The 25,323-nt window shown below is 67.6% G+C and carries 22 protein-coding genes, 2 tRNA genes and 1 riboswitch; of the genes, 18 read left to right on the forward strand and 6 right to left on the reverse strand.

What is annotated here, in order from left to right:
- Positions 1-8 precede the first annotated feature (8 nt).
- The 4 genes from AC5RW2_RS02815 to AC5RW2_RS02830 all read left to right on the forward strand — a co-directional run bounded on the left by AC5RW2_RS02815 (position 9) and on the right by AC5RW2_RS02830 (position 3,603).
- On the forward strand, positions 9-947 hold the full coding sequence (locus AC5RW2_RS02815; protein WP_494002493.1) for an amino acid ABC transporter permease: 939 nt from the start codon (positions 9-11) through the stop codon (positions 945-947).
- Positions 944-1,741 carry an amino acid ABC transporter ATP-binding protein gene (locus AC5RW2_RS02820; protein WP_494002492.1) on the forward strand — a complete coding sequence of 266 codons (798 nt, stop codon included), beginning with the start codon at positions 944-946 and terminating at the stop codon, positions 1,739-1,741. The genes AC5RW2_RS02815 and AC5RW2_RS02820 overlap by 4 nt, the downstream gene beginning before the upstream one ends.
- Before the next feature lie 19 nt (positions 1,742-1,760).
- Positions 1,761-2,717 (forward strand): PDR/VanB family oxidoreductase, encoded by a 957-nt coding sequence (locus AC5RW2_RS02825; protein ID WP_494014239.1) that lies wholly within the window; start codon positions 1,761-1,763, stop codon positions 2,715-2,717.
- A 106-nt stretch (positions 2,718-2,823) separates the two neighbouring features.
- Complete coding sequence (locus AC5RW2_RS02830; RefSeq protein WP_494014238.1) at positions 2,824-3,603, forward strand: CPBP family intramembrane glutamic endopeptidase; 780 nt, start codon at positions 2,824-2,826, stop codon at positions 3,601-3,603.
- A gap of 131 nt (positions 3,604-3,734) precedes the next feature.
- Here AC5RW2_RS02830 and AC5RW2_RS02835 read toward each other — a convergent pair whose 3' ends face one another.
- Together AC5RW2_RS02835 and AC5RW2_RS02840 are read right to left on the reverse strand one after the other, a co-directional pair.
- A complete protein-coding gene (locus AC5RW2_RS02835) occupies positions 3,735-4,703 on the reverse strand; it encodes a hypothetical protein (protein ID WP_494073668.1) in 969 nt (322 codons plus the stop codon).
- A gap of 174 nt (positions 4,704-4,877) precedes the next feature.
- Positions 4,878-5,519, reverse strand: coding sequence for a VOC family protein (locus AC5RW2_RS02840; RefSeq protein ID WP_494026400.1), 642 nt, complete (start codon positions 5,517-5,519; stop codon positions 4,878-4,880).
- A gap of 227 nt (positions 5,520-5,746) precedes the next feature.
- A riboswitch (SAM riboswitch) is annotated at positions 5,747-5,861 on the forward strand.
- 67 nt (positions 5,862-5,928) lie between these two features.
- On the opposite strand from AC5RW2_RS02840, the gene AC5RW2_RS02845 reads away from it, so the two are divergent.
- Together AC5RW2_RS02845 and metX are read left to right on the forward strand one after the other, a co-directional pair.
- A complete protein-coding gene (locus AC5RW2_RS02845; RefSeq protein ID WP_494026399.1) occupies positions 5,929-7,254 on the forward strand; it encodes a bifunctional o-acetylhomoserine/o-acetylserine sulfhydrylase in 1,326 nt (441 codons plus the stop codon).
- An 80-nt stretch (positions 7,255-7,334) separates the two neighbouring features.
- The gene (metX, locus tag AC5RW2_RS02850) at positions 7,335-8,405 is read left to right on the forward strand and encodes a homoserine O-acetyltransferase MetX (protein ID WP_494002540.1); all 1,071 of its coding nucleotides are present in this window, start codon (positions 7,335-7,337) and stop codon (positions 8,403-8,405) included.
- A 95-nt stretch (positions 8,406-8,500) separates the two neighbouring features.
- Here metX and AC5RW2_RS02855 read toward each other — a convergent pair whose 3' ends face one another.
- Positions 8,501-9,667, reverse strand: coding sequence for a winged helix DNA-binding domain-containing protein (locus AC5RW2_RS02855; protein ID WP_494073669.1), 1,167 nt, complete (start codon positions 9,665-9,667; stop codon positions 8,501-8,503).
- An 11-nt stretch (positions 9,668-9,678) separates the two neighbouring features.
- Positions 9,679-10,521 carry an SGNH/GDSL hydrolase family protein gene (locus AC5RW2_RS02860; RefSeq protein WP_494002485.1) on the reverse strand — a complete coding sequence of 281 codons (843 nt, stop codon included), beginning with the start codon at positions 10,519-10,521 and terminating at the stop codon, positions 9,679-9,681.
- Positions 10,522-10,675: 154 nt separating this feature from the next.
- On the opposite strand from AC5RW2_RS02860, the gene AC5RW2_RS02865 reads away from it, so the two are divergent.
- The gene (locus tag AC5RW2_RS02865; RefSeq protein WP_494073670.1) at positions 10,676-11,740 is read left to right on the forward strand and encodes an alpha/beta fold hydrolase; all 1,065 of its coding nucleotides are present in this window, start codon (positions 10,676-10,678) and stop codon (positions 11,738-11,740) included.
- 149 nt (positions 11,741-11,889) lie between these two features.
- On the forward strand, positions 11,890-12,540 hold the full coding sequence (locus tag AC5RW2_RS02870) for an alpha/beta hydrolase (protein ID WP_494026396.1): 651 nt from the start codon (positions 11,890-11,892) through the stop codon (positions 12,538-12,540).
- A gap of 17 nt (positions 12,541-12,557) precedes the next feature.
- Here AC5RW2_RS02870 and AC5RW2_RS02875 read toward each other — a convergent pair whose 3' ends face one another.
- Positions 12,558-12,785, reverse strand: a complete 228-nt coding sequence (locus tag AC5RW2_RS02875) for an RNA-binding S4 domain-containing protein (RefSeq protein ID WP_494014231.1) — start codon at positions 12,783-12,785, stop codon at positions 12,558-12,560.
- Positions 12,786-12,970: 185 nt separating this feature from the next.
- Here AC5RW2_RS02875 and AC5RW2_RS02880 point away from each other — a divergent pair, with 185 nt between their 5' ends.
- The 9 genes from AC5RW2_RS02880 to AC5RW2_RS02920 all read left to right on the forward strand — a co-directional run bounded on the left by AC5RW2_RS02880 (position 12,971) and on the right by AC5RW2_RS02920 (position 22,706).
- On the forward strand, positions 12,971-14,359 hold the full coding sequence (locus AC5RW2_RS02880; protein ID WP_494014230.1) for a glycine--tRNA ligase: 1,389 nt from the start codon (positions 12,971-12,973) through the stop codon (positions 14,357-14,359).
- Between the two features lie 83 nt (positions 14,360-14,442).
- On the forward strand, positions 14,443-15,351 hold the full coding sequence (locus tag AC5RW2_RS02885) for a GNAT family N-acetyltransferase (protein ID WP_494073671.1): 909 nt from the start codon (positions 14,443-14,445) through the stop codon (positions 15,349-15,351).
- Between the two features lie 3 nt (positions 15,352-15,354).
- Entirely contained in the window at positions 15,355-16,758 is a 1,404-nt protein-coding gene (locus tag AC5RW2_RS02890) for a YibE/F family protein (protein WP_494002479.1), read from the forward strand.
- A 69-nt stretch (positions 16,759-16,827) separates the two neighbouring features.
- The gene (locus AC5RW2_RS02895; protein ID WP_494073672.1) at positions 16,828-17,496 is read left to right on the forward strand and encodes an HAD family hydrolase; all 669 of its coding nucleotides are present in this window, start codon (positions 16,828-16,830) and stop codon (positions 17,494-17,496) included.
- A gap of 183 nt (positions 17,497-17,679) precedes the next feature.
- A complete protein-coding gene (gene dusB / locus AC5RW2_RS02900) occupies positions 17,680-18,861 on the forward strand; it encodes a tRNA dihydrouridine synthase DusB (RefSeq protein WP_494073673.1) in 1,182 nt (393 codons plus the stop codon).
- Complete coding sequence (locus AC5RW2_RS02905; RefSeq protein WP_494002476.1) at positions 18,854-20,149, forward strand: deoxyguanosinetriphosphate triphosphohydrolase; 1,296 nt, start codon at positions 18,854-18,856, stop codon at positions 20,147-20,149. The genes dusB and AC5RW2_RS02905 overlap by 8 nt, the downstream gene beginning before the upstream one ends.
- A gap of 109 nt (positions 20,150-20,258) precedes the next feature.
- Positions 20,259-22,358, forward strand: coding sequence for a DNA primase (dnaG, locus tag AC5RW2_RS02910; RefSeq protein ID WP_494073674.1), 2,100 nt, complete (start codon positions 20,259-20,261; stop codon positions 22,356-22,358).
- A gap of 81 nt (positions 22,359-22,439) precedes the next feature.
- Positions 22,440-22,512, forward strand: a tRNA-Asn gene (locus AC5RW2_RS02915).
- A gap of 121 nt (positions 22,513-22,633) precedes the next feature.
- Positions 22,634-22,706: transfer RNA gene (locus AC5RW2_RS02920), tRNA-Asn, on the forward strand.
- Positions 22,707-22,756: 50 nt separating this feature from the next.
- Here the strand turns inward: AC5RW2_RS02920 and AC5RW2_RS02925 are convergent.
- Positions 22,757-24,175 carry a GH1 family beta-glucosidase gene (locus tag AC5RW2_RS02925; protein ID WP_494073675.1) on the reverse strand — a complete coding sequence of 473 codons (1,419 nt, stop codon included), beginning with the start codon at positions 24,173-24,175 and terminating at the stop codon, positions 22,757-22,759.
- Positions 24,176-24,382: 207 nt separating this feature from the next.
- Between AC5RW2_RS02925 and AC5RW2_RS02930 the strand changes: the two genes are divergently transcribed.
- On the forward strand, positions 24,383-25,315 hold the full coding sequence (locus AC5RW2_RS02930; protein WP_494073676.1) for a phage holin family protein: 933 nt from the start codon (positions 24,383-24,385) through the stop codon (positions 25,313-25,315).
- Positions 25,316-25,323 lie beyond the last annotated feature (8 nt).

The following is a 25,323-nucleotide window of genomic DNA, read 5'->3' on the forward strand; positions in this document are numbered from 1 at the left end:
ACCAGCTGATGACTGCCGTGACTGCCCGAAGCGAGCCGGTCGCCACACCGGTCGATGACTACACCATCGTCAAGGCCAAACACCCCGGCCGCTGGCTGGCTGCAGCCCTGATCTTCCTGATCGGCGGACTGCTGCTGCACTCCGTTTTCACCAACCCGAACTTCGGTTGGGACGTGGTGGCGATGTATCTGCGCGACATCTCCATCGGCCGGGGCATACTCGTCACGCTGGGACTTACCGCCATCAGCATGGCCATTGGCATCGTGCTCGGGGTGGTCCTGGCCGTCATGCGGCTGTCGGTCAATCCCGTGGTGCGCGGCGCTGCCTTCGCCTACGTGCACTTCTTCCGCGGCACTCCGGTGCTGGTGCAGCTGCTGTTCTGGTTCAACCTGGCCGCGCTTTACCCGGTCATTACCCTGGGCATCCCGGGGGTCCACCTGGATGCGAATCAGTTCATTACGCCGATGACGGCGGCGATCCTCGGCCTCGGCCTGAATCAGGGTGCCTACATGTCCGAGATTGTCCGGGCCGGCATCCTCTCCGTTGACCACGGACAGACCGAGGCCGCAGGAGCGCTGGGCATCACGAAGCTGCAGACAATGCGGCGCATCGTGCTGCCGCAGGCGATGCGCGTGATCATCCCGCCCACCGGGAATGAGACCATCGGCATGCTCAAGACCACCGCCCTGGTGAGCGTGATCTCGGTGCCGGAGCTGCTGTATTCGGCGCAGATCATCTACGCACGCACGTTCGAGACCATCCCGCTGCTCATTGTGGCCAGCCTTTGGTACCTGCTGATCACCTCCGTCCTCACCGTTGGCCAGTACTACCTGGAGCGGCGGTTCGCCCGCGGCAACCAGCGAAACCTGCCGCCGACGCCGTTCCAGCAGCTAAAGCGGTTTTTCGCGACCCATGACGCACTCTCCCTGAAAGGCGGCAAGAAATGACAGCAGCGAACGGTGCCGAACCGATGGTCAAGGCGAACGGGGTCTGCAAGAACTACGGCTCGAACCGTGTTCTGAAGGGGATTGACCTGCACGTCCAGCAGGGCGAGGTGGTGTGCCTCATCGGCCCCTCCGGATCCGGGAAGAGCACCTTCCTGCGGTGCATCAACCATCTGGAAGTCATCGACGGCGGCAGGATGTGGGTCAACGGGAAGATCGTCGGCTACGACCTCAAGGGCAACAGGCTCTACGAGCAAAGCCACAACGATATCTGCCACAGCCGTTCCGACGTCGGCATGGTGTTCCAGCAGTTCAACCTGTTTCCGCACATGACCGTCCTGCAAAACCTCATCGAGGCGCCGCGTCTGGTCCGGAAGGAGCGGAAGGCGACAGCGGTGGCCAGAGCGAAGTCGCTGCTGGAAAAAGTCGGCCTGAGCGAGAAGGCGGATGCGTATCCGCGCCAGCTTTCCGGCGGCCAGCAGCAGCGGGTGGCGATCGCCCGTGCCCTGTGCATGGAACCGAAGCTGATGTTGTTCGACGAGCCCACTTCCGCCTTGGATCCCGAATTGGTGGGAGAGGTCCTGAAGGTGATGAAGGACCTGGCCATGTCCGGCATGACGATGGTGGTGGTGACGCATGAAATGAATTTCGCCCGCGACGTCGCCGATCGCGTGGTCTTCATGGACGACGGCCATGTCGTGGAAGAGGGGCCCGCCCGGGACGTCATCACCAATCCGCAAAACGAACGAACCAGGGCCTTCCTAGCCTCCGTTCTCGCCGAACCGGCAGCAGCCTGATACCCCTGTGAGTGCCACCATGAATGAAGAATTTTTCGACGTCGAAGTCCGGTCGATCAGCCACGAGTCCAACTGCGTGGTCTCCCTCCAGTTGGAACATCCGCTGGGGGAGGAGCTGCCGGAGTGGGACGCGGGGGCGCATGTCGACGTGCTCCTGCCCAACGGCCTCCTGCGCCAGTACTCGCTGTGCTCCCGGCGGGCGGACCGCTCCGCCTGGCGGCTTGGCATACTGCGCGAGCCGGAGGGCCGCGGCGGCTCCGCCTACGTGCACGACATGCTCAGGCCCGGCACCAAGATCCAGGTCCGGGGACCGCGTAACAACTTCCTTCTGGCTCCCGCCGCCGGCTATGTGTTCATCGCCGGCGGCATCGGCATCACCCCGATTCTGCCGATGATCCGGGAAGCTGCCGAAGCCGGCGTGCCCTGGCGCCTGCTTTATCTGGGGCGAAGCCGTTCTTCGATGGCGTTCCTCGACGAAATCCAAGCGCTCGACGGCGACATCCATATCCACGCCGACGACGAAAGCGGCTTCTACCCGCTGGCCGGACTCTTGGACGAATTGCCGCCGGAAACACACGTTTACGCCTGCGGACCCGGACCCCTGCTCAACGTGATTCAATCGATCGCGGACGGTTGGGACAACCCCGGGCGTTTCCACTGTGAGCGCTTCACAGCCTCCGGGACGGCCGAGCCGCCGGCGGAGGCGGGGGACTCGGCCTTCACGGTCGAATTGGCCGACGGCACCGAGGTTCCGGTGGGACCCGGGGAATCGATTCTGCAGGCCCTCGAAGCGGTCGGGATCCACCCGCTGAATTCCTGCCGGGAGGGGATCTGCGGCACCTGCGAAACCCCCGTCCTGGGTGGTGAGATCGATCACCGTGACTCGCTGCTGTCCGACGACGAGCGCGAGGCCGGAGACACCATGATGATCTGCGTGTCGCGATGCAAGGGCCGGCGCCTGCTGCTGGACTTGTAGCAGCCAAGCGTTCCCGGCGCCGACGCGGGCCACGGGAGCAGCCGCGCACGGAACGGAAGCGCCTTAGGCCGATGACTCCCGCGGTTCTGTTGGCAAGATGGAGGCTATGGACAAGCAGAGGGTCGCCGCCGAGGGCACGCGGCGCACGGTCAGGTACTACCGGGCAGAGGTATTGATCGTCCTGGGACTCTCGCTCGGGCAGTCGGCGGTCTACGCCGTGGTGAACCTGCTGGAAAAAATGACCCGCGCTCCGCTGGCCTCGCAGACGACCACGCTGAACCCGGTGCTGAACGAGCGGGAGCTCTTCGACTTCGTGTACCAAATGCTGGGCATCGTCTTTGCGCTGGTACCGGTGGCCCTGGTGCTGTTCTTGATGACCGTTCCCGGCCGGTCGGCCTTCCGTGCGATCGGGTTCACGTTTTCCCGGCCGCGGCTGGACTTCGGCCTGGGCTTTTTGCTCGCGCTGGTGATCGGTGTCGGGACGCTGGGCGTCTATGCCGCCGGCCGGGCGCTGGGAATCACCACCGCCATTGTCCCGGCGGCCCTGGATGAATACTGGTGGACGGTTCCGGTGTTGGTCCTGTCCGCGCTGCGGCATGCGGTCCTCGAAGAGGTGGTCATGGTGGGCTACCTCTTCAACCGCTTCGCGAAGTTCGGCTGGGGCATCTGGTCCGCGATCTTCGTCAGCGCCGCCCTGCGCGGGACCTACCACCTCTACCAGGGCATCGGGCCGGGCATCGGGAACTTCCTCATGGGTTTGGTCTTCGGCTACGCCTATACAAAGGCCAAGCGGGTGATGCCGCTGGTGGTGGCGCACGCGCTGCTGGATATTGCCGGCTTCGTCGGTTACACGCTGCTGGGGCCGGCCATCGGCATCGGCACGTAGCGGGCACAAAAGAGTTGCCGGCCATCTATTGGAGCCTGGTACACGTGCTCCTGCTGTTTTCCAGAGCCGCAGCCCAAACCGGAGCAACGGCCCGCCCGCAAGTCAGGAGTGGTGCTGGGGAGAATTGGCCGCTACATGCCCCTCCACGAGTTGTTCCACCTATCCTGGGGAAGGCCCGCCATGGAAAGGGACCGGACGAGACCCAGTGGTGTGTCGGTACCGGTGGGCTGGAGCGCATCCCACATCCAGCGAACCATTCCCGCCCCCGTCGCCCGAATGCGGTCCTCCCGCCTCTTTTCCGCCTCCACTACGTCGGCGGGACTACGGCTCCGAAGGTACTCGTTTCGGGAGTATTTTCCTGCACCATCGAATTCGCCGGCAAGACGAAATTGTTCCCAGTAGAAGTCGACGATGCCGACACGAACTCCCTGCGAATCGAAGACAGGGTACTGCAGTAACGGCTCCTGGAAGTGGTTCAGGTACATCAGAGCCCGGGAGTACGATTCGCCCGGCGACTGCGAGGCGGGATCGGCGAAGGCGAGAACCCGTTTCACGCGGTTTGACTTTCCCGGTGGCAAAGAACCGGCCAGATCAAGAATCCGGGTGGCCTGCAGGGCGGGAAGGCCGAGGTGGCGGTCCACGCGAAGCGCATGGTCCATTGCGGGAACGGCCTCAGCGAAGGGACTATGCGCCGCCAAATCGACAACGGTTTGTGCCCGGGAAGTGATCAGGTAGCCGTTGCGGCTAACGAGGGGTTCCAAAAGTTCCCTGCGATGCCACCGGATTCCGCCACGGGACCGACCATGCGTGCCGTTGTAAGCCAACAAGTCCACGTCCAGAGAGCGGCCGATTACCGGAAGTCCCCACACCGCCGCCGCAGAGCGCTGGACAAGGACTCTGTCGGTGCGTCCGGTGCCGACGGCGGCCTCTATGTGCAGGCGCTGCTGCTCCCACCATGGCAACCGCGAGTATTCCCCGGCGGCCGCATACACGCCGCGCCGCAAGCGGACCAATTGTTCTTCCGCAGCTTGTCGGGCGACATCCCGGCGTCCTGGACCACACTTCTCCAGGTCCCTCACATAGATCAGTTTCACGTCCATACGGGACAGCCTCGGCGACCTCATGGCGGTCGGGCACGCGGGGAGGAGCTGTGTGGAAAAACGCTGCCCTGCAGGTCGATCTGGAGGGCTTGTGAACGCAAAAGCTCCGTTTCGGGCGTCTGCTCCTTCTATAACGCGGAGCGGACGCCCGAAACGGAGCGATGCCGGGAGAACTTAGAGTTCGACGATCCCGTGGGCGGTTTCGAAGCGGACGGACAGGATGCCCGGCGTACCGTTCGGTGCCGTCCAGGCGACCTTGACGTCGTCCAGCAGGCCGTCGACCGGCGTGCCCAGCCAGTCCGCCACCCGCTCGGAAGAGCCGGCGATGGTCAGGCCGATCAGCTTGACCGTGGCGGGGCGGGCGTTGGACGGGTGCAGCGGTTCGGTGCCGTCGTCCCAGCGCAACATGTAGGGCACCTGCGGGTCGGCGATGAGGCCCTTAATCCCGATCTGCTGCCAGCTCAGTTCCTGCCCATCCGGGAACTTGCGGTTGCCGGGAACCGCGTGGCGGCCCAGTCGTTCTTCGAACGGGGTCAGGTCGTCGACCGCCACGCACCAGCCCATCCAGCCGCCGCCGGCTTCCGACCGCGCCCGCACGGCCTGGCCAAAGGGGGCCTTATCGGAAGCGGGGTGGTCGAGCACCTCCACGACCTCCAGGTAATGGTGGTCGGTGAGGGGGAAGATCATATTGCGGGTGCCGAAGCGGGGGTGAACCCCGCCCTTGACGGCGTCGATGCCCAGGGCTTTGGAGATCCGCTCTGAGGTGGCAGCCAGACCGTCGGGTTCAGCGGCATAAGAAACATGGTCGAAGCGCATGGCATTATCTTGGCACTTTGTGAACCCGCTCTCGACTTAGGGTGACCTAAGTCACTCAATTTGCGGCTCGTGGGGAACGCGCCGTTCCGGACAGCAATTCCGCCTCCCCGGCACGCGGCGGCAACAGTGACGAAGCGGACTGTCGGAAAGGCGGTCCCGAGACGGGTGCCCAGTCATAAGGTGTCATATTGTTGCGGCCGCCGGCTTGTCTGCGGAGACTGGAGGCAGGTCATGAGTGCCAGCGCAAAACCCCGGTTTGCTGGCCGGCAACCCTCCAACCGCGGTGGGGTGCCCCGGGTGAAGACCAGGCAGCCGCCATAAGGCGGTGCGCAAGCGCGGGTCACACCCGGGACAGACATGCCGGCACGGCCGGATCCCGGATGGCCCCTTCCAGTGAAGGAGTTGCACCATGTCCAACGCCGATTGGTCCTTTGAAACCCGTCAGATCCACGCAGGGCAGGAGCCGGACGCCGCCACGGGCGCCCGCGCACTGCCGATCTACCAGACCACGTCGTTCGTGTTCCCCAGCGCGCAGAGCGCGGCCGACCGGTTCGCCCTGTCCGAACTGGCACCCATCTACACCAGGATCGGCAACCCCACCCAGGAAGCGGTCGAGACCCGGATCGCCAACCTGGAGGGCGGCGTCGGCGCCCTGCTGCTTGCTTCGGGCCAGGCCGCGTCGACGTTCTCCATCCTCAACCTGGCCGAGGCCGGCGACCACATCGTGGCCAGCCCCAGCCTGTACGGCGGCACCTACAACCTGCTGCGCACCACGCTGCCCAAGTTCGGCATCGAGGTCACCTTCGTCGAGGATCCGGACAACCTGCAGCAGTGGCGCGATGCCGTCAAGCCGAATACCAAGGCGTTCTTCGGCGAGGTTGTCTCCAACCCGCGCCAGGACGTGCTGGACCTGGAGTCGGTCAGCGCCATCGCCCACGAAAACGGCGTGCCGCTGATCGTTGACAACACCTTGTCCACCCCGTACCTGATCCGCCCGATCGAGTGGGGGGCCGACATCGTGCTCCACTCGGCCACCAAGTACCTCGGCGGCCACGGGACGGCGATCGGCGGCGTGATCGTCGACGCCGGCACGTTCGATTTCGCCGCCGACCCCGAAAAGTTCCCCGGGTTCAACACGCCGGACGACACCTACAACGGGCTGGTCTTCGCCCGCGACCTCGGCGTCAACGGCGCTCTGGGCGCCAACCTGGCCTATATCCTCAAGGCCCGGGTGCAGTTGCTGCGCGACCTGGGGTCCGCCATCTCGCCGTTCAATGCCTTCCTGATTGCCCAAGGGCTGGAGACGCTGAGCCTGCGCGTGGAGCGGCATGTGGCCAACGCTCAGAGGGTGGCCGAATTCCTGGAAGAGCACGACGACGTTGCCTCCGTCGCGTACCTTGGCCTGCCCTCCAGCCCCTGGTATGAGCGCGGCCGCAAGTACGGCCCGAAGGGGACCGGCGCCATCGTCGCGTTCGAAATCAAGGGCGGCATCGAGGCCGGAAAGCGCTTTGTGGACGGCCTTGAACTGCACTCGCACGTGGCCAACCTGGGCGATGTGCGCTCGCTGGTGATCCACCCGGCGTCGACCACCCATGCCCAACTCTCGGCCGCGGAACGGGTCGCGGCCGGGGTGACCGACGGTCTGGTCCGGCTGTCGGTAGGCATCGAGAACGCCAACGACATCATCGCCGACCTGGAGGCCGGTTTCCGCGCCGCCAAGGGTGCGGACGACTAGGCAAGCAGGTAGAGCGCAGCGTGACGATAGTGCAACCGCAGGAACTGGTGGAACAGGCAACCGACGGCATCCTGCGCCGGATGCCGGTTGGTGCGCTGGAGCTGGAAGCCGGCGGCTATCTGCCCGAGGTGGTCCTCGGCTTTGAGACCTGGGGCACCCTGAATGCGGACGCGTCCAATGCCGTCCTGATCCAGCATGCCCTGACCGGCAGCACGCATGTCGCACGCGGCTACTCGGACGAGGACGGCTGGTGGGACGACCTGGTAGGCCCCGGTGCCACGATCGACACGGAGCGCTATTTCGTCGTGGCCGCCAACATGATTGGCGGCTGCTACGGCTCCACCGGTCCCTCGTCGCCGGCTCCGGACGGGACGCCGTGGGGTTCACGTTTCCCGTTCGTCACGATCCGCGATTCGGTCCGCGCCGAGGCGCGGCTGGCCGACGCGCTGGGGATCCGGCGCTGGCACACGGTGCTCGGCGGGTCGATGGGTGGCGCCCGCGCGCTTGAATGGGCGGCTACGTTCCCGGAGCGCACGGCCCGGTGCGCCGTCCTGGCGTGCGGCGCCGCGAGCACCGCCGAACAGATTGCCTTCGCGCAGGCGCAGGTCGCGGCCATCCGGCTGGACCCGTACTTCTCCGGCGGCGACTATTACGGGGGCCCCGCTCCCGAGGCTGGACTGGGTATCGCCCGGCGGATCGCGCACATCAACTACCGCTCGGAGCCGGAGCTGGAGTACAGGTTCGGCCGCAAGCCGCAGGCGGAGGAGCAGCCGTTCGGCGGCATTACGCCGTCCGCCCGTGGCCGCTATGCCGTGGAAAGCTACCTTGACTACCAGGCGGACAAGCTCGTCGCGCGCTTCGACGCCAACAGCTACATCCTGCTCACCGAGGCCCTCATAAGCCACGACGTTGCCCGGGGCCGGGGCTCGCTGGAGCAGTCGCTGGGCGGCCTCACCGACACGCAGTTCTTCGTCGCCGCGGTGGATTCCGACCGCCTGTACTTCCCGGAACAGTCGCGGCAGCTGGCCGAGGCGCTGCCCGGGGCGGTCAAGGTCCACACCATCGAGACGCCGCTGGGCCACGACGGTTTCCTCACCGACATCCACCAGCTGCACGAGGCCCTCACCGAGGCGTTCTTCGCGCCCGCCTGACTTTTCGGCCCGCGTGACAGCGGCCTCGGTACGACGTCGGTGCGCGCCCTCCGCGCCGATTCCCACCGCCGCGCCCGATCGGGGGGAGCGGAGCGTCAGGTCAGTTCGAGCGATACCGGCCGCCGCAGGAAGGCCCCGTACCGTTCCACCGCGTCGTCCACGGCCTGCCGCTCCGGCTCGCTTAAGACCCGCAGCGGCTTGAGCCGCAGCTCGGCGGAGCCGGGCCGGAGGACGTGTCTCCAGTTGCCGGCCATCCGTCCGTCCAACAGCAGCACGTGGATCGGCACGTCGCCGCCCGGCGCCGCCGGCGCGCTGCCGCCCAGATAGCCGCGGGTTTTGGTGTAACCCATGACGTATTCGTCGTAACACTGGATCAGGTCCGCCCGCGGGTGTCCGTCGCCCGCCGCGGCTGCGGCGCCGCCGATCGTCCCGGCGGCGGGGGAGTACCAGAGCTGTTGCCCCTCGGTTTCGAACAGTTCCAGTCCGTCTCGGCCCCCGGCTTCGAGGCCGCGCTTGACGTCCGCCTGAGGCAGTTTGGACCAGTCGGAACAGTCCTTCAAGGTCGCCGGTCCGCGGCTGGTGAAGTACTGCCCGGTCAGTTGGGCCAGCGCCGCGTCGCGGTCGAAGTCCGCGGCCAGCGGCGGTACCCGCTCGTCGAAGGCCGCATACGTCTGCTGCACGGCGCCCGACCCGGAGGTCCGCGGAGGCCCGTTCACCAGCACCCGGTCCATTTCCGCATGGAACACCAGATGCCCCAGCCGCTGCCCGCGCAGCGTCGCTCCGTTCAGCCTCGCGCCGTCGTCCTTCAGCAGCGCCGCCTGGGCGAGCCGGGCGGCGAGCTCGTCCCGGGTCAGGTGCCGGCCCCCGGCGACGGCCGCGGCCAGCACGTCATTGCTGCGCGCCACCGTTGCCTCGTCCAGTCCCAGCTGCCGGTCCCGGCCCTTGTTTCCTGCCTTGAGGCGGGGGCCGGAGAGCAGCATCAGCCAGCGCAGGTCTTCGGCGGCCACAAAGTGCCAGGTGGGCCGCAGGACATGCGTGCGCAGGATGCGTCCGCCGGCGATCGCCGCATCCACCTCCGCAGCGTTGTCCCGTGCCGGTCCGCCGCAGCGCTGGGCCAGCGACCAGCGGGCATAGGCATATTCCTGGGACTGGAAGGCGAGCAGCCAGCACAAGGCGGCGGCGGCGTCGTCCCGGGGGCTGTCCCACAGCCGCTGTGCCCGCAGCCGGTGACGGCGGATCTCCTGGGGACTCGGCTGCTGCACGGCTGCTCCTGTTACCCGGCCGCGCCGGGAGGCATGCCCGGACCGAAGAAGGGGTCGGCGGCCGGCCGCTTGGGCAGGATCCCGTCGCCCGAGGACTGGTGGCGGACCCGGCGCAGGACCCACGGGACCAGGTGCTGGCGGGCCCATACCAGGTCCTCGGTGCGGGCGGTGCGCCAGTTCTTGGGTGGCAACGGTTTGGGCGTCTCGGGTTGCAGCGAATGCTCCACGTTGAGGGCGTCCAGCACCATGGCCGCGATGGTGTGGTGCCCCAGCGGGGAGAAATGCAGCCTGTCAGGTGCCCACATCTGCGGTGCCTTCAGCTGGCGCAGCGCCCACATGTCGGCCACGACGGCGTTATGGCGTGCCGCCACCGTGCGCAGGTTCTCGTTGTAGATCGCGGCCTTGCCGCGGACACTGCCGATGACGGGTGTATCGCCGATGTCGGGCGCGGTAAACAGGACGATGGTGGCTTGCGACGCTGCCAGCCGGGTGACGGCGCGGTCGAACTTCTCGGCCAGGGCGTCCGGGTCGCCGCCCGGCCGGATCACATCATTGCCGCCCGCGCAGATCGAAATGAGGTCCGGCTGCAGGGCCAGGGCCGGTTCGACCTGTTCATCGATGATTTGCTGCAGCAGGCGGCCGCGGATCGCGAGGTTCGCGTAGGCGAAGTCATGGTGGCCGCGGGCGAGTTCCTCGGCCACGCGGTCGGCCCATCCGCGGTGTCCGCCCGGGCTCCCGGGGTCCGGGTCGCCGATGCCTTCAGTGAACGAATCACCCAGGGCAACGAAACGGCTCCAAGGATGGCGGGCCGCGGCGATGGGCGCTTGTGTTTCGGGAAGGGACAAGTTACTCACAAGTACATTCTCCCAACAAGCCGCGGAGGATGCACAGAAGGTCGACAACCAATACCTGAATCACCTTTCAGAAAGTGATGGTCACTGCTCGGTTTACCGGCTACTGTGTGCTTGACGCGGCCAACGGCGGCCGCCTCGAACTCGAGGAGCTGAGATGGAATTGCTGGCCGGAATCGTGGCGCGGCGCGTGCCGACGGGGCGGCTGACGGTGAACATCCTCGAGCGCGACGGCGACCGGCCCGACGGCATCCCGGTGGTCCTGGTGCATGGGAATGTTTCCTCCGCGCTGTTCTGGCAGGAGGCGATGCAGGCGCTGCCAGCCGACTACCGCGTGCTCGCCGTGGACCTGCGGGGTTTCGGCCAGACGGACCCGGCGCCGGTGGACGCCGGCCGCGGGCTGCGTGACTTTTCGGACGATCTTCATGCCACGCTGGAAACCCTGCAACTGTCGCCCGCGCACCTGGTGGGGTGGAGCATGGGCGGTGGCGTGGTGATGCAATACGCGCTGGAGCATCCGGTCAGCAGCCTGACGCTCCAGGCTCCGGTCTCGCCGTACGGCTTCGGCGGGACGGCTGGACCGGAGGGGCGCAGGCTCACCGGGGACGACGCCGGCACCGGCGGCGGGGGCGCCAACCCCGACTTCGTGGCGCGGTTGGCAGCCAGGGACACCAGCGGCGACGCGCCTGCCTCGCCGCTGTCGGTCTACCGCTCGACCTATGTGCACGCCGGGTTCCAGTCGCCCTACGAACGCATCTGGGTTGAATCGATGCTCAGCACCAAGACCGGCCCCGACAACTATCCGGGCGATTCCGTCCCCTCGCCGAACTGGCCCGGCTTCGCTCCCGGACGCAGGGGGGTGCTGAACACGATGGCACCGGGGGTCTTTGACGCCAGTGGCCTTGTTGACCTGGCAGTCAAGCCGGACATCCTCTGGATCCGCGGCGACAGCGATGCGATCGTTTCCGATGCTTCATTCTTCGACCTGAACTGCCTCGGCAAGGCCGGTTTGGTGCCCGGCTGGCCGGGGGAGGAGGCGGCCCCGCCGCAGCCGATGGTCGCGCAGACCCGGGCGGTGCTGGAAAAGTATGCCGCCAACGGCGGGCGCTTCACCGAGGTGCTGCTCGACAACTGCGGACATTCGCCGCACGTGGAGTATCCGGAACGGTTCGTCGCCGAGCTGACGGCGCACGTCGAAGCAAGCGGTTCGTCGCCGAGCTGACGGCGCCCGTCGAACGGAGCGGCGGGGCCGGCCAGCCCGCGGGCGGCACCCTCCCCGGCACCGGCTCGGGTGCCCGGGCCCTGGGAGATCCGACACCTTAAGAAGCTTTAACTTTCAAGCAATGGGCTCTTTGTGCCATCATGGAACTCATGACTGAAACTGCTTATCAGCCCGTCGTTGCCTGGTCCAAACCCGAACAGGAGCGGGCGGGGACGCCCCTGCTGGTGCTCTTCCACGGCTACGGATCCCACGAGCAGGACCTGATGGGCCTGGTGCCCGGACTGCCGGAGGAATTCACCGTGGCGGCGGTGCGCGCGCCGGTGGCGATGGGGCCAGGCTTCACCTGGTTCCCCCTGATGCACGAGCCGGACTTTTCCGTGGACAAGGTCACGAAGGCCGTCAGCGACGTGGTGTCCTGGCTGGACGGAGTCAAGGACATGCACAGCAGCGTTTCGGTGCTGGGCTTTTCCATGGGCATGGCGGTGGCCACCTCGGTGCTGCGGCACCGCCCGGAGGAAATCGCCGCGGTGGTCGGCCTGTCCGGATTCGCCGTGCCGGCCGCGGGCAACGATTTCTTCCGCGACGATGCGGTCAAGGCGATCAAGCCCCCGCTCTTCTGGGGCCGGGACCAGGCGGACCAGGTCATCACCCCGGACAAGATCGAGTTCACCCACGCCTGGACGAACGAGCATGTGGACCTGACCAAGGTCCTCTACCCCGGCATCGGCCACGGCATCAACGCCCAGGAACTGGCGCATGTGAAGGAGTTCCTGACCTACAAGGTGCTGCAGGGGAAGTAGCAAACGGCCCGTGCGGGTCAGTCGCGGCTGACCCGCACCGTTTGGCCGTTGCAGCTGACCGTATCGCCGGCGTGCAATTGCCGGCCGCGGCGCGTTTCGATGTCGCCGTTGACCTGGACCAGTCCGTTCTCGACGAACTCCTTGGCCTGGATCCCGTCGTCGGCGAGGTTGGCCAGCTTCAGCAGCTGGCCCAGCCGGATCATCTCGTCGCGGATCGGCACGTCATGGATATCGTCGGAAGCCATGGAACCATCATGCCTGATGCCTGTCGATGCATCCGCGCGGTTCGGGTTCGGGTTCCCGTTTTCGGTAGGCTAACGTTGTAGCTTCGCTATGCGCCGATCCGTGCCTGCAGCAGCCGGGCGGATCTGTGCCATGACAACCCTCGGACCGCACCCAGCGGCCCTGGAGAGATACGGAGAACCACCTCATGGCAGCAGCCAAATCAGCCCTCGATTCGATTATTTCGCTGGCCAAGCGCCGCGGCTTCGTGTTCCAGGCTGGTGAAATTTACGGTGGATCCCGCTCCGCATGGGATTACGGGCCGCTCGGCGTCGAGCTGAAGGAAAACATCAAGCGCCAGTGGTGGCAGACGATGGTCCGCGGCCGCGACGACGTGGTCGGACTGGATTCGTCGGTCATTCTTCCGCGCCAGGTCTGGGAAGCGTCCGGCCACGTGGACGTCTTTTCCGACCCGCTGGTGGAGTGCCTGAACTGCCACAAGCGCTACCGCGCCGACCACCTCGAAGAAGAGTACGAGGAGAAAAAGGGCCGCGCCCCGGAAAACGGGCTGAAGGACATCGCCTGCGTCAACTGCGGCACCAAGGGCGAGTGGACCGAACCCCAGGAATTCTCCGGCCTGTTGAAGACCTTCCTGGGCCCGGTCGCCCAGGAAGAAGGCATGCACTACCTGCGCCCGGAGACCGCGCAGGGCATCTTCGTGAACTTCAACAATGTCCTGACCACCTCGCGGAAGAAGCCGCCGTTCGGCATCGGCCAGATCGGCAAGAGCTTCCGCAACGAGATCACCCCGGGCAACTTCATCTTCCGCACCCGCGAGTTCGAGCAGATGGAAATGGAATTCTTCGTGGAGCCCGGGACGGACGAAGAGTGGCACCGGTACTGGATCGACGCCCGGCTGCAGTGGTACGTGGACCTGGGCATCAAACGCGACAACCTCCGCCTCTTCGAGCACCCGCTGGACAAGCTGAGCCATTACTCCAAGGGCACCACCGACGTCGAATACCGCTTCGGCTTCCAGGGCTCGGAATGGGGCGAGCTGGAAGGCATCGCCAACCGGACGGACTTTGACCTGTCCACCCACTCCAAGCACTCCGGCACCGACCTGAGCTACTTCAACCAGGCCACCAACGAGCGCTACACCCCGTACGTGATCGAGCCGGCCGCCGGGCTCACGCGGTCCTTCATGGCCTTTTTGGTGGACGCGTATACCGAGGACGAGGCGCCGAACGCCAAGGGCGGCGTGGACAAGCGCACGGTGCTGCGGCTGGACCCGCGGTTGGCCCCGGTCAAGGCCGCCGTGCTGCCGTTGTCCCGCAACGAGGACCTCTCGCCCAAGGCCAAGGAGCTGGGGGAGGCGCTGCGCAAGAACTGGAACATCGACTTCGACGACGCCGGTGCCATCGGCCGCCGCTACCGCCGGCAGGACGAGATCGGCACGCCGTTCTGCATCACGGTGGACTTCGACACGCTCGAGGACCAGGCGGTGACCATCCGTGAACGTGACTCGATGGCCCAGGAACGGGTCTCCCTGGACAAGGTCGAAGCATATTTGGCAGCCCGCCTGATCGGAGCCTGAACCGGCCGCGGACCGCGCGTCCGCAGCCGCTGCGGCAACCGTCCGGCCGCCCGATCAGGGCAGCCCACCCCTAAAGGAGAACCATGGCCCAGCTGACCTACCGTGACTGGCGCGAGGACGATGACCTGGCCCTGCTGGAGATCTGGGGCGACCCGGAAACCGGCCAGGCAGGTCACTTCCGTGCCATGCTCCGCCCGTCCGCCGACCAGCCGTGGTCGCGGTGCATCGTGGCCGAGGACCAGGGGATAGCCGTTGCCGCCGGCACCGTGTACGAGACCAGCCTGCATCCGGACCGGCTGTGGGTGTACGTCGAGGTTGCCCGCGACCACCGCGGCGCCGGGGTCGCCCGTGACCTGCTGTCACGGCTCCGCGCCGAGGCCGAGCACGCGCCGTCGGGCGTGCGGAAGCTGCGGGCGAAGGTGGAGCCGGACACCTCCGGCGCCGCCTTCGCCCGGGCCGCCGGCCTGACCCAGATCCAGAGCTCGCGCGTGGTGCTGGTCTCACCCAGCGCGCTGCCGCTGCCCGACCTCGGGGAAACCGGTCCGCAACTGGAGGAGGCGGCCACCGGGTCGGTGGAACTGACCCGGGCCGTGGCCGACTTCTACAACTCGGTGCACGTGTGGGACCGGGCGGACATGACCGTGGGACGCGCCCAGCAGATGCTGCTCAGCGAGAGCGCGGGGGCCGGCGGCGCGGTGGTGCTGCGCAGCGCCCCCAAGTCCGACGGCGGCACCATCCAGGCTTTCGCCGTCAGCTACACGCACGAGCGCACGGACGCCCCGGCGGACGTGCTGCTGGGATACGACACCGCGCTGCCGGCCGAGGACGCCGAGGCCGCGGTGCGGGCGCTGCTGGCCATGCTGGTGGCGCAGTACCCGGTGCAGCTGGAGGTGGACGACTCGATGACCGCTGTGCTGGCCGTGCTGCAGCCGCTGCTGGACTCCGGTCTCGCGCGCCAGCTGGGTCCGGAAACCTCCATCGTCAGCGACTGACGGATGGGGCACAGCCACAGCCACGGGACTTCCACGCCCGGCGCCGCCGCACTTGCCGCGCGGCGGCGGGCCAATCTGCTCCTGGCGGCCATCCTGTTGCCGGTCACCGTCCTGACCCTGGTGGGCATGATCCTGCTCTGGCCCTCCGGGGACGGAGCCGGAGCCGATGTCCCCGATCCCTATGCCGCGGCGCCCGGGGTGACGTTCGACGTCGGCACCGTGCAGAGGGTGGAGCTGGAAGACTGCCCCACCTCGCAGGCGGCGGTGGACGCCGGCATGGAAGCACAGGAGTGCCTGGTCGCCTACACCCAGCCCGACGCCGGCGGCTCGCCGCTGCCCGTGGAGATCACGCCGGAAATCGCGGCCTCGCGCGGCGTCGAGGCCGGCGACACCATCCGCTACCTGAATCTCTCCGGCGTCATGGGCGGGCAGGAGGGGGCCTACGTCTTCGTGGACTTCGTGCGCAGCGTCCCCATGGTGCTGCTGGCCGTGCTCTACGCCCTGGTCGTGGTGGCCGTGGCCCGCTGGCGCGGCTTCCGCGCGATGCTGGGGCTGGCGGGCGGTTTCCTGGTCCTGGCGCAGTTCATCCTGCCGGGCCTCATGGAAGGCAAGCCGCCGCTGCTGCTGGCGCTCATCGGCTCGGTGGTCATCATGGTCGGGGTGCTCTACTTCGCCCACGGATTCTCCGCCCGCACGTCCACCGCATTGCTGGGCACCCTGTTCGGCCTGGGCGTGACCGCCCTGCTGGCGGCCTGGGCCACCGACGCCGCCTACCTGACCGGCGTGGACGACGACTACACCTACCAGCTGATCAATCTGGGCGGCAGCCTCTCCGTCTCCGGGCTGATCATGTGCGGGTTGATCATCTCCGGACTGGGCGTGCTCAACGACGTCACCATCACCCAGTCGTCGGCGGTGTGGGAGATGTACGAACTGGCTCCCGGTGCCTCTGCCAGGCGCCTGTTCACCGGGGCCATGCGCGTGGGGCGGGACCACATCGCCTCCACCGTCTACACCATTGCCTTCGCCTACGCCGGCGCGTCCCTTCCGGTACTGATCCTGGTGTCGCTGCACGACCGGCCGCTGTTCGCCACGTTGACCAGCGGGGAACTGGCCGAGGAGATTGTGCGCACCCTGGTCGGCTCCATCGGCCTCGTCCTGGCTATCCCGATCACCACGTTGATCGCGGTGCTGGTGGTCAAGGCCACCGGCATCCGCGGCCCGGTGGCGGCGGGGGAGCGGTCGGGCCCCCGGCACCTCATGGCCGGAGCCGCCGCCGATCCCGACGCGGGGGTACGGGGGCCCGGCGGAGCCGCCGCAACCCGCGCGCCCGCCGACGCAGGGGTGCGGGACCCCGGGGCGGAAGCCACGGCGGGCCACGGCAGGCCCGCCGACCCGAGCGGCTAAACTGCACACATTGGTGCCGTGTCCGGGCCGGTGCCGAAAGAACCATCGCCGTCGTAGGGAGGAGTGCTCATGAAGGGCGTGCTGTTTGACGTGGACGGGACGCTGGTGGATTCGAACTACCTGCACGTGCTGGCCTGGTGGCAGGCCTTCCGGCAGGCGGGTCTCGACGTCCCGATGGCGGCCATCCACCGTTGCGTGGGAATGGGCGGCGGCAGGCTCATCGCGCAACTGCTCGACGAGGACCGCGACCAGTCCCGGGACGAGGACCTCAAGGCCGCCCACGGAACCGTCTTCTCCACCTTTTGGCCTTCCCTGCGCCGCTTCGACGGTGCCCGTGAGCTGGTGCGCCGGTCCGCCGAGGAGGGATTGGCCGTCGTGCTGGCCTCGTCCGCCGAGGGAACGGAGCTGGAAGTGCTGCGCCGCGTGATCGACGCCGACGGGTCCATCACCGCCGCCACCAGCTCCGCGGACGCGGAGAACAGCAAACCGGCGCCGGACATCCTGCAGGCGGCCCTGGACGCGGCGGGCCTGCAGCCGGCAGACACCGTTTTCGTGGGCGATGCCGTGTGGGATGTCCAGGCGGCGGGAGACCTCGGGATTCCGTGCATCGGCCTCGAATGCGGCGGGACCCCCGCTGCGACCCTGCTCCACGCCGGTGCGGCAGAGGTGTACCGGGACCCGCAGGACCTGCTCGAACACTTCGCGGACAGCGCCCTCGGCGGCCTGCTGCGCGCCTGACCGCCGGCGCGCGCGGCAGGCAGGCGGCCTGCGCGCTCCAAGGCCGGCGCGCGGCCCGGCTGTCCCGCGGACGCGGACGAACCCCGGCGGCGCGGAGGAACGGCGGCGAAGCCGACCGGGGCCGTTAGTCCACAGGCGCGGGTGCCGGCGGACGGATTTGCCCGGTTTTGAGAGAATGGTGGGGTGACACTTACCGCTGCCCCCGAATCGGGCGCCAAGCTCGAGCTTCCGCCGCTCAAACTCGGCCCGATAACCGTCGACACCCCGGTGGTGCTGGCACCCATGGCCGGCATCACCAACAAGGCGTTCCGCCGGCTCTGCCGCCAGTACGGCGGCGGCCTGTATGTGGCGGAAATGGTCACGTCCCGCGCGCTGGTCGAACGCAACCGGGAGTCCATGCGGATCATCTCGCACGATGAGGACGAGGACGTGAGGTCCGTCCAGCTCTACGGCGTGGATCCCAAAACCGTCGGCGCCGCCGTCCGCCTGCTGGTGGAGGAAGACCGCGCCGACCACATCGACCTGAACTTCGGCTGTCCGGTGCCGAAGGTCACCCGCCGCGGCGGCGGCTCGGCGCTGCCCTGGAAAACGGAACTGTTTACCGCGATCATCCAGGCCGCGACCCGCGAGGCGGCCAAGGGCGACGTCCCGCTGACCATCAAGATGCGCAAGGGGATCGACGACGAGCACCTGACCTTCATCGAGGCCGGCAAGATCGCCCGCGACGCCGGGGTCGCCGCCGTGGCGCTGCACGGCCGCACCGCCAGCCAGTTCTACTCGGGCAAGGCCGACTGGAACGCGATCGCGGAACTGCGGGAAGCCCTGCCGGATATCCCGGTGCTGGGCAACGGAGACATCTGGAGCGCCGAGGATGCGGTGCGGATGGTGCAACAAACGGGAGTGGACGGCGTCGTCGTCGGCCGCGGTTGCCAAGGCCGCCCGTGGCTGTTCGGCGACCTGCAGGCCGCCTTCGAAGGAACCGACAGGCGCTTCCGGCCCGGGTTAAAGGACGTCGCGGACAGCTTCTACCGGCATGCCGAGCTGCTGGTGGATTACTTCGAGGACGAGGGCAAGGCCCTGCGGGACATCCGCAAGCACGTGGCCTGGTACTTCAAGGGATACTCGGTGGGCGGAGAGCTGCGTGCCGCGCTGGCCCAAGTGCCTACCCTCGAAGTGCTGCGCGAACGGCTGGCCGAACTGGATGCCGACGCCCCCTACCCGGGGGCGGACGCCGAGGGCCCGCGCGGCCGGGCCGGTTCGCCCAAACGCACGGCGCTGCCCGACGGCTGGCTTTCCAGCCGGGAGCTGAACGCGGACCACAAGGCCATGATCGCCGCCGCTGAACTGGACGTCTCCGGTGGCTAAGGTACGCACCGGGCGCCCGGCCCCGCCCACGCCGGGATACACGGAGTTCGACCAGGAACGCTGGTACACGGAGGAACCGAAGAGCACCTACCGCACGCAGTTCGAACGCGACCGGGCCCGGGTTCTGCACTCGTCGGCACTGCGGCGGCTGGGCGCCAAGACCCAGGTGGTCTCCCCGGACACGGACGACTTTGTGCGGACGCGGCTGACGCACAGCCTGGAAGTGGCCCAGGTCGGCCGCGAACTGGGCCGTACCCTGGGCTGCGACCCCGACGTGGTGGACGCCGCCTGCCTGTCCCACGACCTGGGCCATCCCCCGTTCGGCCACAACGGGGAGACCGCGCTCAACGCCGCGGCCCACGCCATCGGCGGGTTCGAAGGCAACGCCCAGACCCTGCGGCTGCTGACCCGGCTGGAGCCCAAGATCCTGCGCCCGGACGGATCCCCGGCCGGGCTGAACCTGACCCGGGCCAGCCTGGACGCGGCCTGCAAATACCCGTGGTCCGCCGACGACGCGCCGGTGATCCACGGCAAGCGCACCAGCAAGTTCGGCGCCTACGAAGACGACCTTCCCGTGTTCAACTGGCTGCGCGAAGGCGCCGCGGAGCGCCGTTCCTGCCTGGAGGCCCAGGTGATGGACCTCGCCGACGACATCTCCTACTCCGTGCACGACGTCGAAGACGCCATCGTGGCCGGACGCATCCAGCTCAAGTGGCTGGACAGCGCCGACACCCGCAGCCGGGTCATCGGCTACACGCAGCAGTGGTACCTGCCCTCCAGCGACGCCCAAGAGGTGGACGAAGCACTGACCCGGCTGGAGCAATCCGGCGTCTGGGTGCGCGAGGCCGATGGCAGCCGCAAGGCCATGGCGGCGCTGAAAGACATGACCAGCCAGCTGATCGGCCGCTTCTGCTCGAGCGCGATGGAAGCCACCCGCTCCATCTACGGCCCGCAGCAGCTGACCCGCTACGCAGCGGAGCTGGTGGTGCCGCAGGAAACCGCCATCGAGATCGCGGTGATGAAGGGCCTGGCCACCACGTTCGTGATGACCGCGGACCTGCGCCAGCCGGTCTACGAACACCAGCAGGAGATCCTGCACGACCTGGTCAGCGAGCTCCATGCCACGGGGGAGAAGCATCTGGAGGAGCCCTTTGCCTCGGATTGGCGGGATGCGGACGACGACGGCGGCCGCCTTCGCGTGGTCATCGACCAGATCGCCTCGCTCACCGATGTCTCCGCCCTGGCGCTGCACGAACGCCTGATGGGGGCCCACCGCACCCTCCTGTGAGGTTGCGGGCCGCAAGCAGCTTCCCTCCACAGGCGGCTGCGCGCGGTGCCTGGGGCACAGGCCGCCGCGGTTCCGGCCCCGATTTGGCACGGCTGCATACCATGGGACTATGGCCGGACTCATTAAGCGTGAAGACATCGATGAAGTCCGCCAGCGTACCGACATCAAGGAAGTCATCGACGGCTACGTCACGCTGAAGTCGGCCGGCATCGGTTCATTCAAGGGCCTGTGCCCCTTCCACGACGAGCGGTCGCCGTCGTTCCACGTCCGTCCGCAGGTGGGCACCTACCATTGCTTCGGCTGCGGCGAGGGCGGCGACGTCATCTCCTTCGTGCAGAAGATGGATCACACCACGTTCAGCGAGACCGTGGAGAAACTCGCCCACCGGATCAATTACACGCTCCGGTACGAAGACGGCGGCACCGGCCCCCGCCGGGAAGACGTGGGCAAGCGGCAGCGGCTGCTGGACGCACACAAGGTTGCCGCGGAGTTCTTTCGGGAGCAGCTCCAGAGCCCGGGTGCCGCGGCGGCCCGGGAGTTCCTCTCCGGACGGGGCTTCGACCAGGCCGCCGCGGAGCAGTTCGCCGTGGGCTACGCCCCGCAGGGCTGGGACGGCCTGCTCAAGCACCTGACCGGCCGCGGCTTCACCCAGGACGAGTTGCGGATGACCGGCATGTTCTCCGGCGGATCGGACGGATCCGACGGCAGGAACAGCCGGATCTATGACCGTTTCCGTGGCCGACTCATCTGGCCCATCCGCGACCTGACGGGGGCGACGATAGGATTTGGTGCCCGCAAGCTCTTCGAGGATGACCAGGGGCCCAAATACCTCAATACGCCGGAGACGGCGCTCTACAAGAAGTCGCAGGTCCTGTACGGGATCGACCTGGCCAAACGGGACATCGCCCGCAACCGCCAACTGGTGGTCGTGGAGGGTTACACGGACGTGATGGCCTGCCACCTTTCGGGCATCGGGACGGCCGTGGCGACGTGCGGCACGTCCTTCGGCACCGACCACATCAAGATCGCCCGGCGCCTGCTCTCCGACGACGGGACCGGAGGGGAAGTGATCTTCACCTTCGACGGTGACGAGGCGGGCCAGAAGGCCGCGCTGCGGGCCTTCGAGGAAGACCAGCGCTTTGTCGCCCAGACCTACGTAGCCGTCGAGCCGAGCGGCGCAGATCCGTGCGACCTGCGGTTGAGCCACGGCGAGGGTGCGGTGCGCGAGTTGATCAGCTCCCGCCGTCCGCTGTTCGAGTTCGCGATCAAGGCCACCTTGAAGAAGTTCAACCTGGACACGGTCGAAGGAAGGGTCCAGGCCCTCCGTGCCGCGGCCCCGGTGGTGGCCGAGATCAGGGACCCCGCCATGCGTCCCGGCTACTCGCGCGAGCTCGCCGGCTGGCTGGGCATGGACATCGATGACGTCACCCGGGCGGTGGCCGGGGCCGCTAAACGGGGACAGGAAGCCGGGACCCGGGCGGCGGGCCGCGAGCGGGGCCAGCAGGACCGCGGGCAGGAATCGAACCGCGGCAACCAGCAGCCGTCCGGACCGTACCGGCGCGGCGGAGGTCAGCAGGGCCGGGACGCATGGAATCCGGGAAATCCTTCCTCCCGGCAACAGGACGGCCGGCCTCCCTACGGGCACGCCGCGCAGCACGGCTACGGCCGGGGCGCCGAGGCCGCCGGAGAAACGGACTACGCCCGGGAATCCGGCCAGTACGCGGCACCCCCGGCCTTTCCGCGGCCGGACCTGCGTGATCCCGTGGTCCGCCTGGAACACCAGGCACTGGAAGTGGCCATCCAGCAGCCCGGCCTCCTCGATGCCAACCAGTGGGAACAGTTCATGCAGGCCCGCTTCCTGGCGCCCGTGCACGTGGCCATCCACGGCGCCGTCCGGGCTGCGGGTGTTTCCGGTGCCACACCCTCGCAGTGGGTGGAGACCATCCGCCAGGAGGTCCCGGAGGAGCTGCGCACCTTCGTCTCGGAACTTGCGGTGACCCCGCTGCCTGCACAAAACGACGACGCCCTGCGGCTGTATTGCCGGGGGATCCTGAACCGGCTGCAGGACCTACAGATCACCCACCTGAAGGCCGACAAGCTGGGCCAGTTGCAACGGATGGATCCAACGTCCGATCCCGAGAGCTTCCAGCAGATCAACCGTGAACTGATGGAACTGGAGATGCAGCGGCGCGCCCTTCGCGCGGAGTAGGGTCGGACCTTCAATTGGCAAGTTCCGGCCTCCATTGAGTATGCTGTTGGAGGTCAAACCGCCGGTGGCGGATGATTTCTTTCCCCCGTAGCTCAATTGGCAGAGCATTCGACTGTTAATCGAAGGGTTACTGGTTCGAGTCCAGTCGGGGGAGCGGACAAACACTGGGTCCCCGCCTTCTGCAGGAGGCGGGGATCCTGTGCGTTTGGGGGCCCTCGGCGCGAGGCCGATTTCGTCTCCGCGCCGCCGTCCTGCTAGAGTTTTACTCGCTTCAATCCCCCGTAGCTCAATTGGCAGAGCATTCGACTGTTAATCGAAGGGTTACTGGTTCGAGTCCAGTCGGGGGAGCTGCAAGGCAGAATCCCGCACCCCGCGCCGGCTGCGGGATTTTTCTTTGGCTAGGCCGAGGCGACCCGGTTGCCGGCCGCGACCTGCGCATACCAGCGGCCGCTGTCCTTGACGGTGCGCTTCAGGGTGGCGTAGTCCACCCGGGTCAGGCCGAAGCGTTTGCTGTAGCCCCAGGCCCACTCGAAGTTGTCCATCAGCGACCAGCCGAAGTAGCCGCGCAGGTCCACGCCGTCCTGGATGGCACGGTGGCACTGCAGGATGTGTGCGCGCAGGAACTCCAGCCGCTGCCGGTCATGCACGGCGCCGTCGGCCGAGACCTCGTCGTCGAAGGCCGCCCCATTCTCGGTGACGAAGAGCGCCGTCCCGGCCGGGCCGCTGTACTCGTGCTGCAAACGGACGAGCAGCCGGTGCAGTCCTTCCGGCTGGATCTCCCAGCCCATCGCCGTCGTGGGCAGCCCGCGGGGAACAGAGCTGACATGGTCGGCCGCGGGGTAGGGCGGCGCCAGCGGACGCTCGACCGGGGCGGCACGCGTGTTTTCCGCGTCCGGGCGGGGGTGCCCGGTCACCGCTTCACCGTGGTAGTAGTTGACCCCCAGCGCCTGGATCCTGGTTCCGATCAGAGCCAGGTCGCCGTCCCGGATCCTGGCTTCCAGTCCGTACGGCCCCACGTCCACCAGAAAATCCGCCGGGTAGGAACCGCGGAAGACGGGGTCCAGAAAGGCGCGGTTGAACTGGCCGTCGATTCGGCGGGCGGCGTCCACGTCGACGGGATCCTCCGGATTCAGGGGATCCGCCACCGTGAAGTTCAGGGTGAGGCCCAGCTCTGCGTCCGGATCGCGGCGGCGCAGCTCGTCGGAGGCCAGCCCGTGCCCCAGCAGCAGATGGTGCATGGCCGCCAAGGCCTGCGGCCTCGACTGGATGCCCGGTGCATGGACGCCCGAACCATAGCCGAGGAACGCCGAGCACCATGGCTCGTTGAGCGTGGTCCAGACGCGTACCCGGTCACCGAGCGCCTCGTGGACCGCCAGGGCGTATTCCGCAAAGCGGTAGGCGGTGTCCCGGTTCGCCCAGCCGCCGTTCTCCTGCAGCGCCTGCGGCAAATCCCAGTGGTACAGCGTGAGCCAGGGCTTAATGCCCGCCGCGCACAGTTCGTCCACCAGGCGCGAATAGAAATCCAGGCCGGCCGGGTTCACGACCGCGTCGTCCGGTTTGACCCGCGGCCAGGACGTGGAAAACCGGTAGGCACCCAGGTTCAGGGCTGACATCAGCGCGACGTCCTCACGGTAGCGGTGGTAGTGGTCGCAGGCCCGTTCGCCGGTCTCGCCGCCCACGGTGGCGCCCGGCAGCCGGCAGAAGACATCCCAGATGGAATCGGTGCGGCCGTCGTCCCGGGACGCGCCTTCGATTTGGTAGGCGGCCGTCGCGGCGCCCCACAGGAACGGCTTCGGGAATTGCACGACCTTGCTCATCACTGGTCCCTTGCGGAAACGGGCGCGGACACGGGCTGCCTGCCAGCCTAGTTCGCAGGGCAGGTGAACGTAAGCGTTTACTCATATTTTTTGTTCCACAGCCCTCCAGTGAAACTACTCCCTACGGCTGAGGGGCCAGACTGGGGCAGAATGATAATTTGAAGGTGTGGACACTCGCGCACTACCGACAAGATGGAGGCAGAGCCCATGACCGGTCCGGAAAGCCACGGAAGCACCGCAACCGGTGAGAGGACGTCCGGGAGCACCGCAACCGGTGCGGGGACTCCCGGCAGCACCGTCACCGGGTTGCGGCCGCCCGGGAGCGCTGCAGCCCGCGTCGGGCAGTCAGGGAGCACCGCTGCCCGTGCCGGGCAGCCAGGCAGCTCCGTTGCCGGCGCCAGGTTGTCGACGGCGGGGCTGGCACGGCTCGCCGGCCAGCTAACCCCCCGCCAGCTTCAGGACGAGTTCTCGCTGGCCCTGCTCGAGCTCAAGGGCAAGGGCACCAAGGCAGGCATTGCCGCCGCGATCCTTGCGGTCGCGTTGGTGTTCCTGGTCCTGATGGCCATCTCCCTCTTGGTCGCCGCAATCATGGGACTGGCCCTCATCATGCCGGCCTGGCTGGCGGCGCTGCTCGTCGCAGCCGTGTTCCTGATCCTCGGCGGTATCCTGGCGCTCATTGGAATCTCGAGGGGCAAGAAGGCCATGCCGCTCCTTCCCGCCGAGGCCATCCGCGGCGTCAAGTACGACGTCGGCGTGTTGCGTGAGGGCAGCAGCTTCAATCCGGCGACACTGGACGAAAAGCCCCGGAAGGAGACCAAGGCGGAAAAGGCGGAGCGCAAGGAACCGCAGGAGCCGGCTCCGACGATGGACGAACTGCGTGCCCGTACCGCGGAACGCCGTGACCACTTGGCGGCAGTCAGGGACGATCTCGGCCGCCGCGTCGACCCCAAGCCCCGTGCGGAGCAGGCCAAGCGCCGGGCGAAGCATGCGGCAGATGCTGCCACGGAACGCCTGGTGGCAGGCGCCGAAGCCGTCAGCGAGGCCGGCCCGGAGCTGAGGGAGCGTTGGAAGCCACTGGCGACGCTGGCGGTTTCGCTGACCGCCATGGGCGTCATGCTCCGGCGGCTGCTGAAAAAATAACCATTACC

This window comes from Arthrobacter sp. B0316-1-20 (assembly GCF_059091865.1).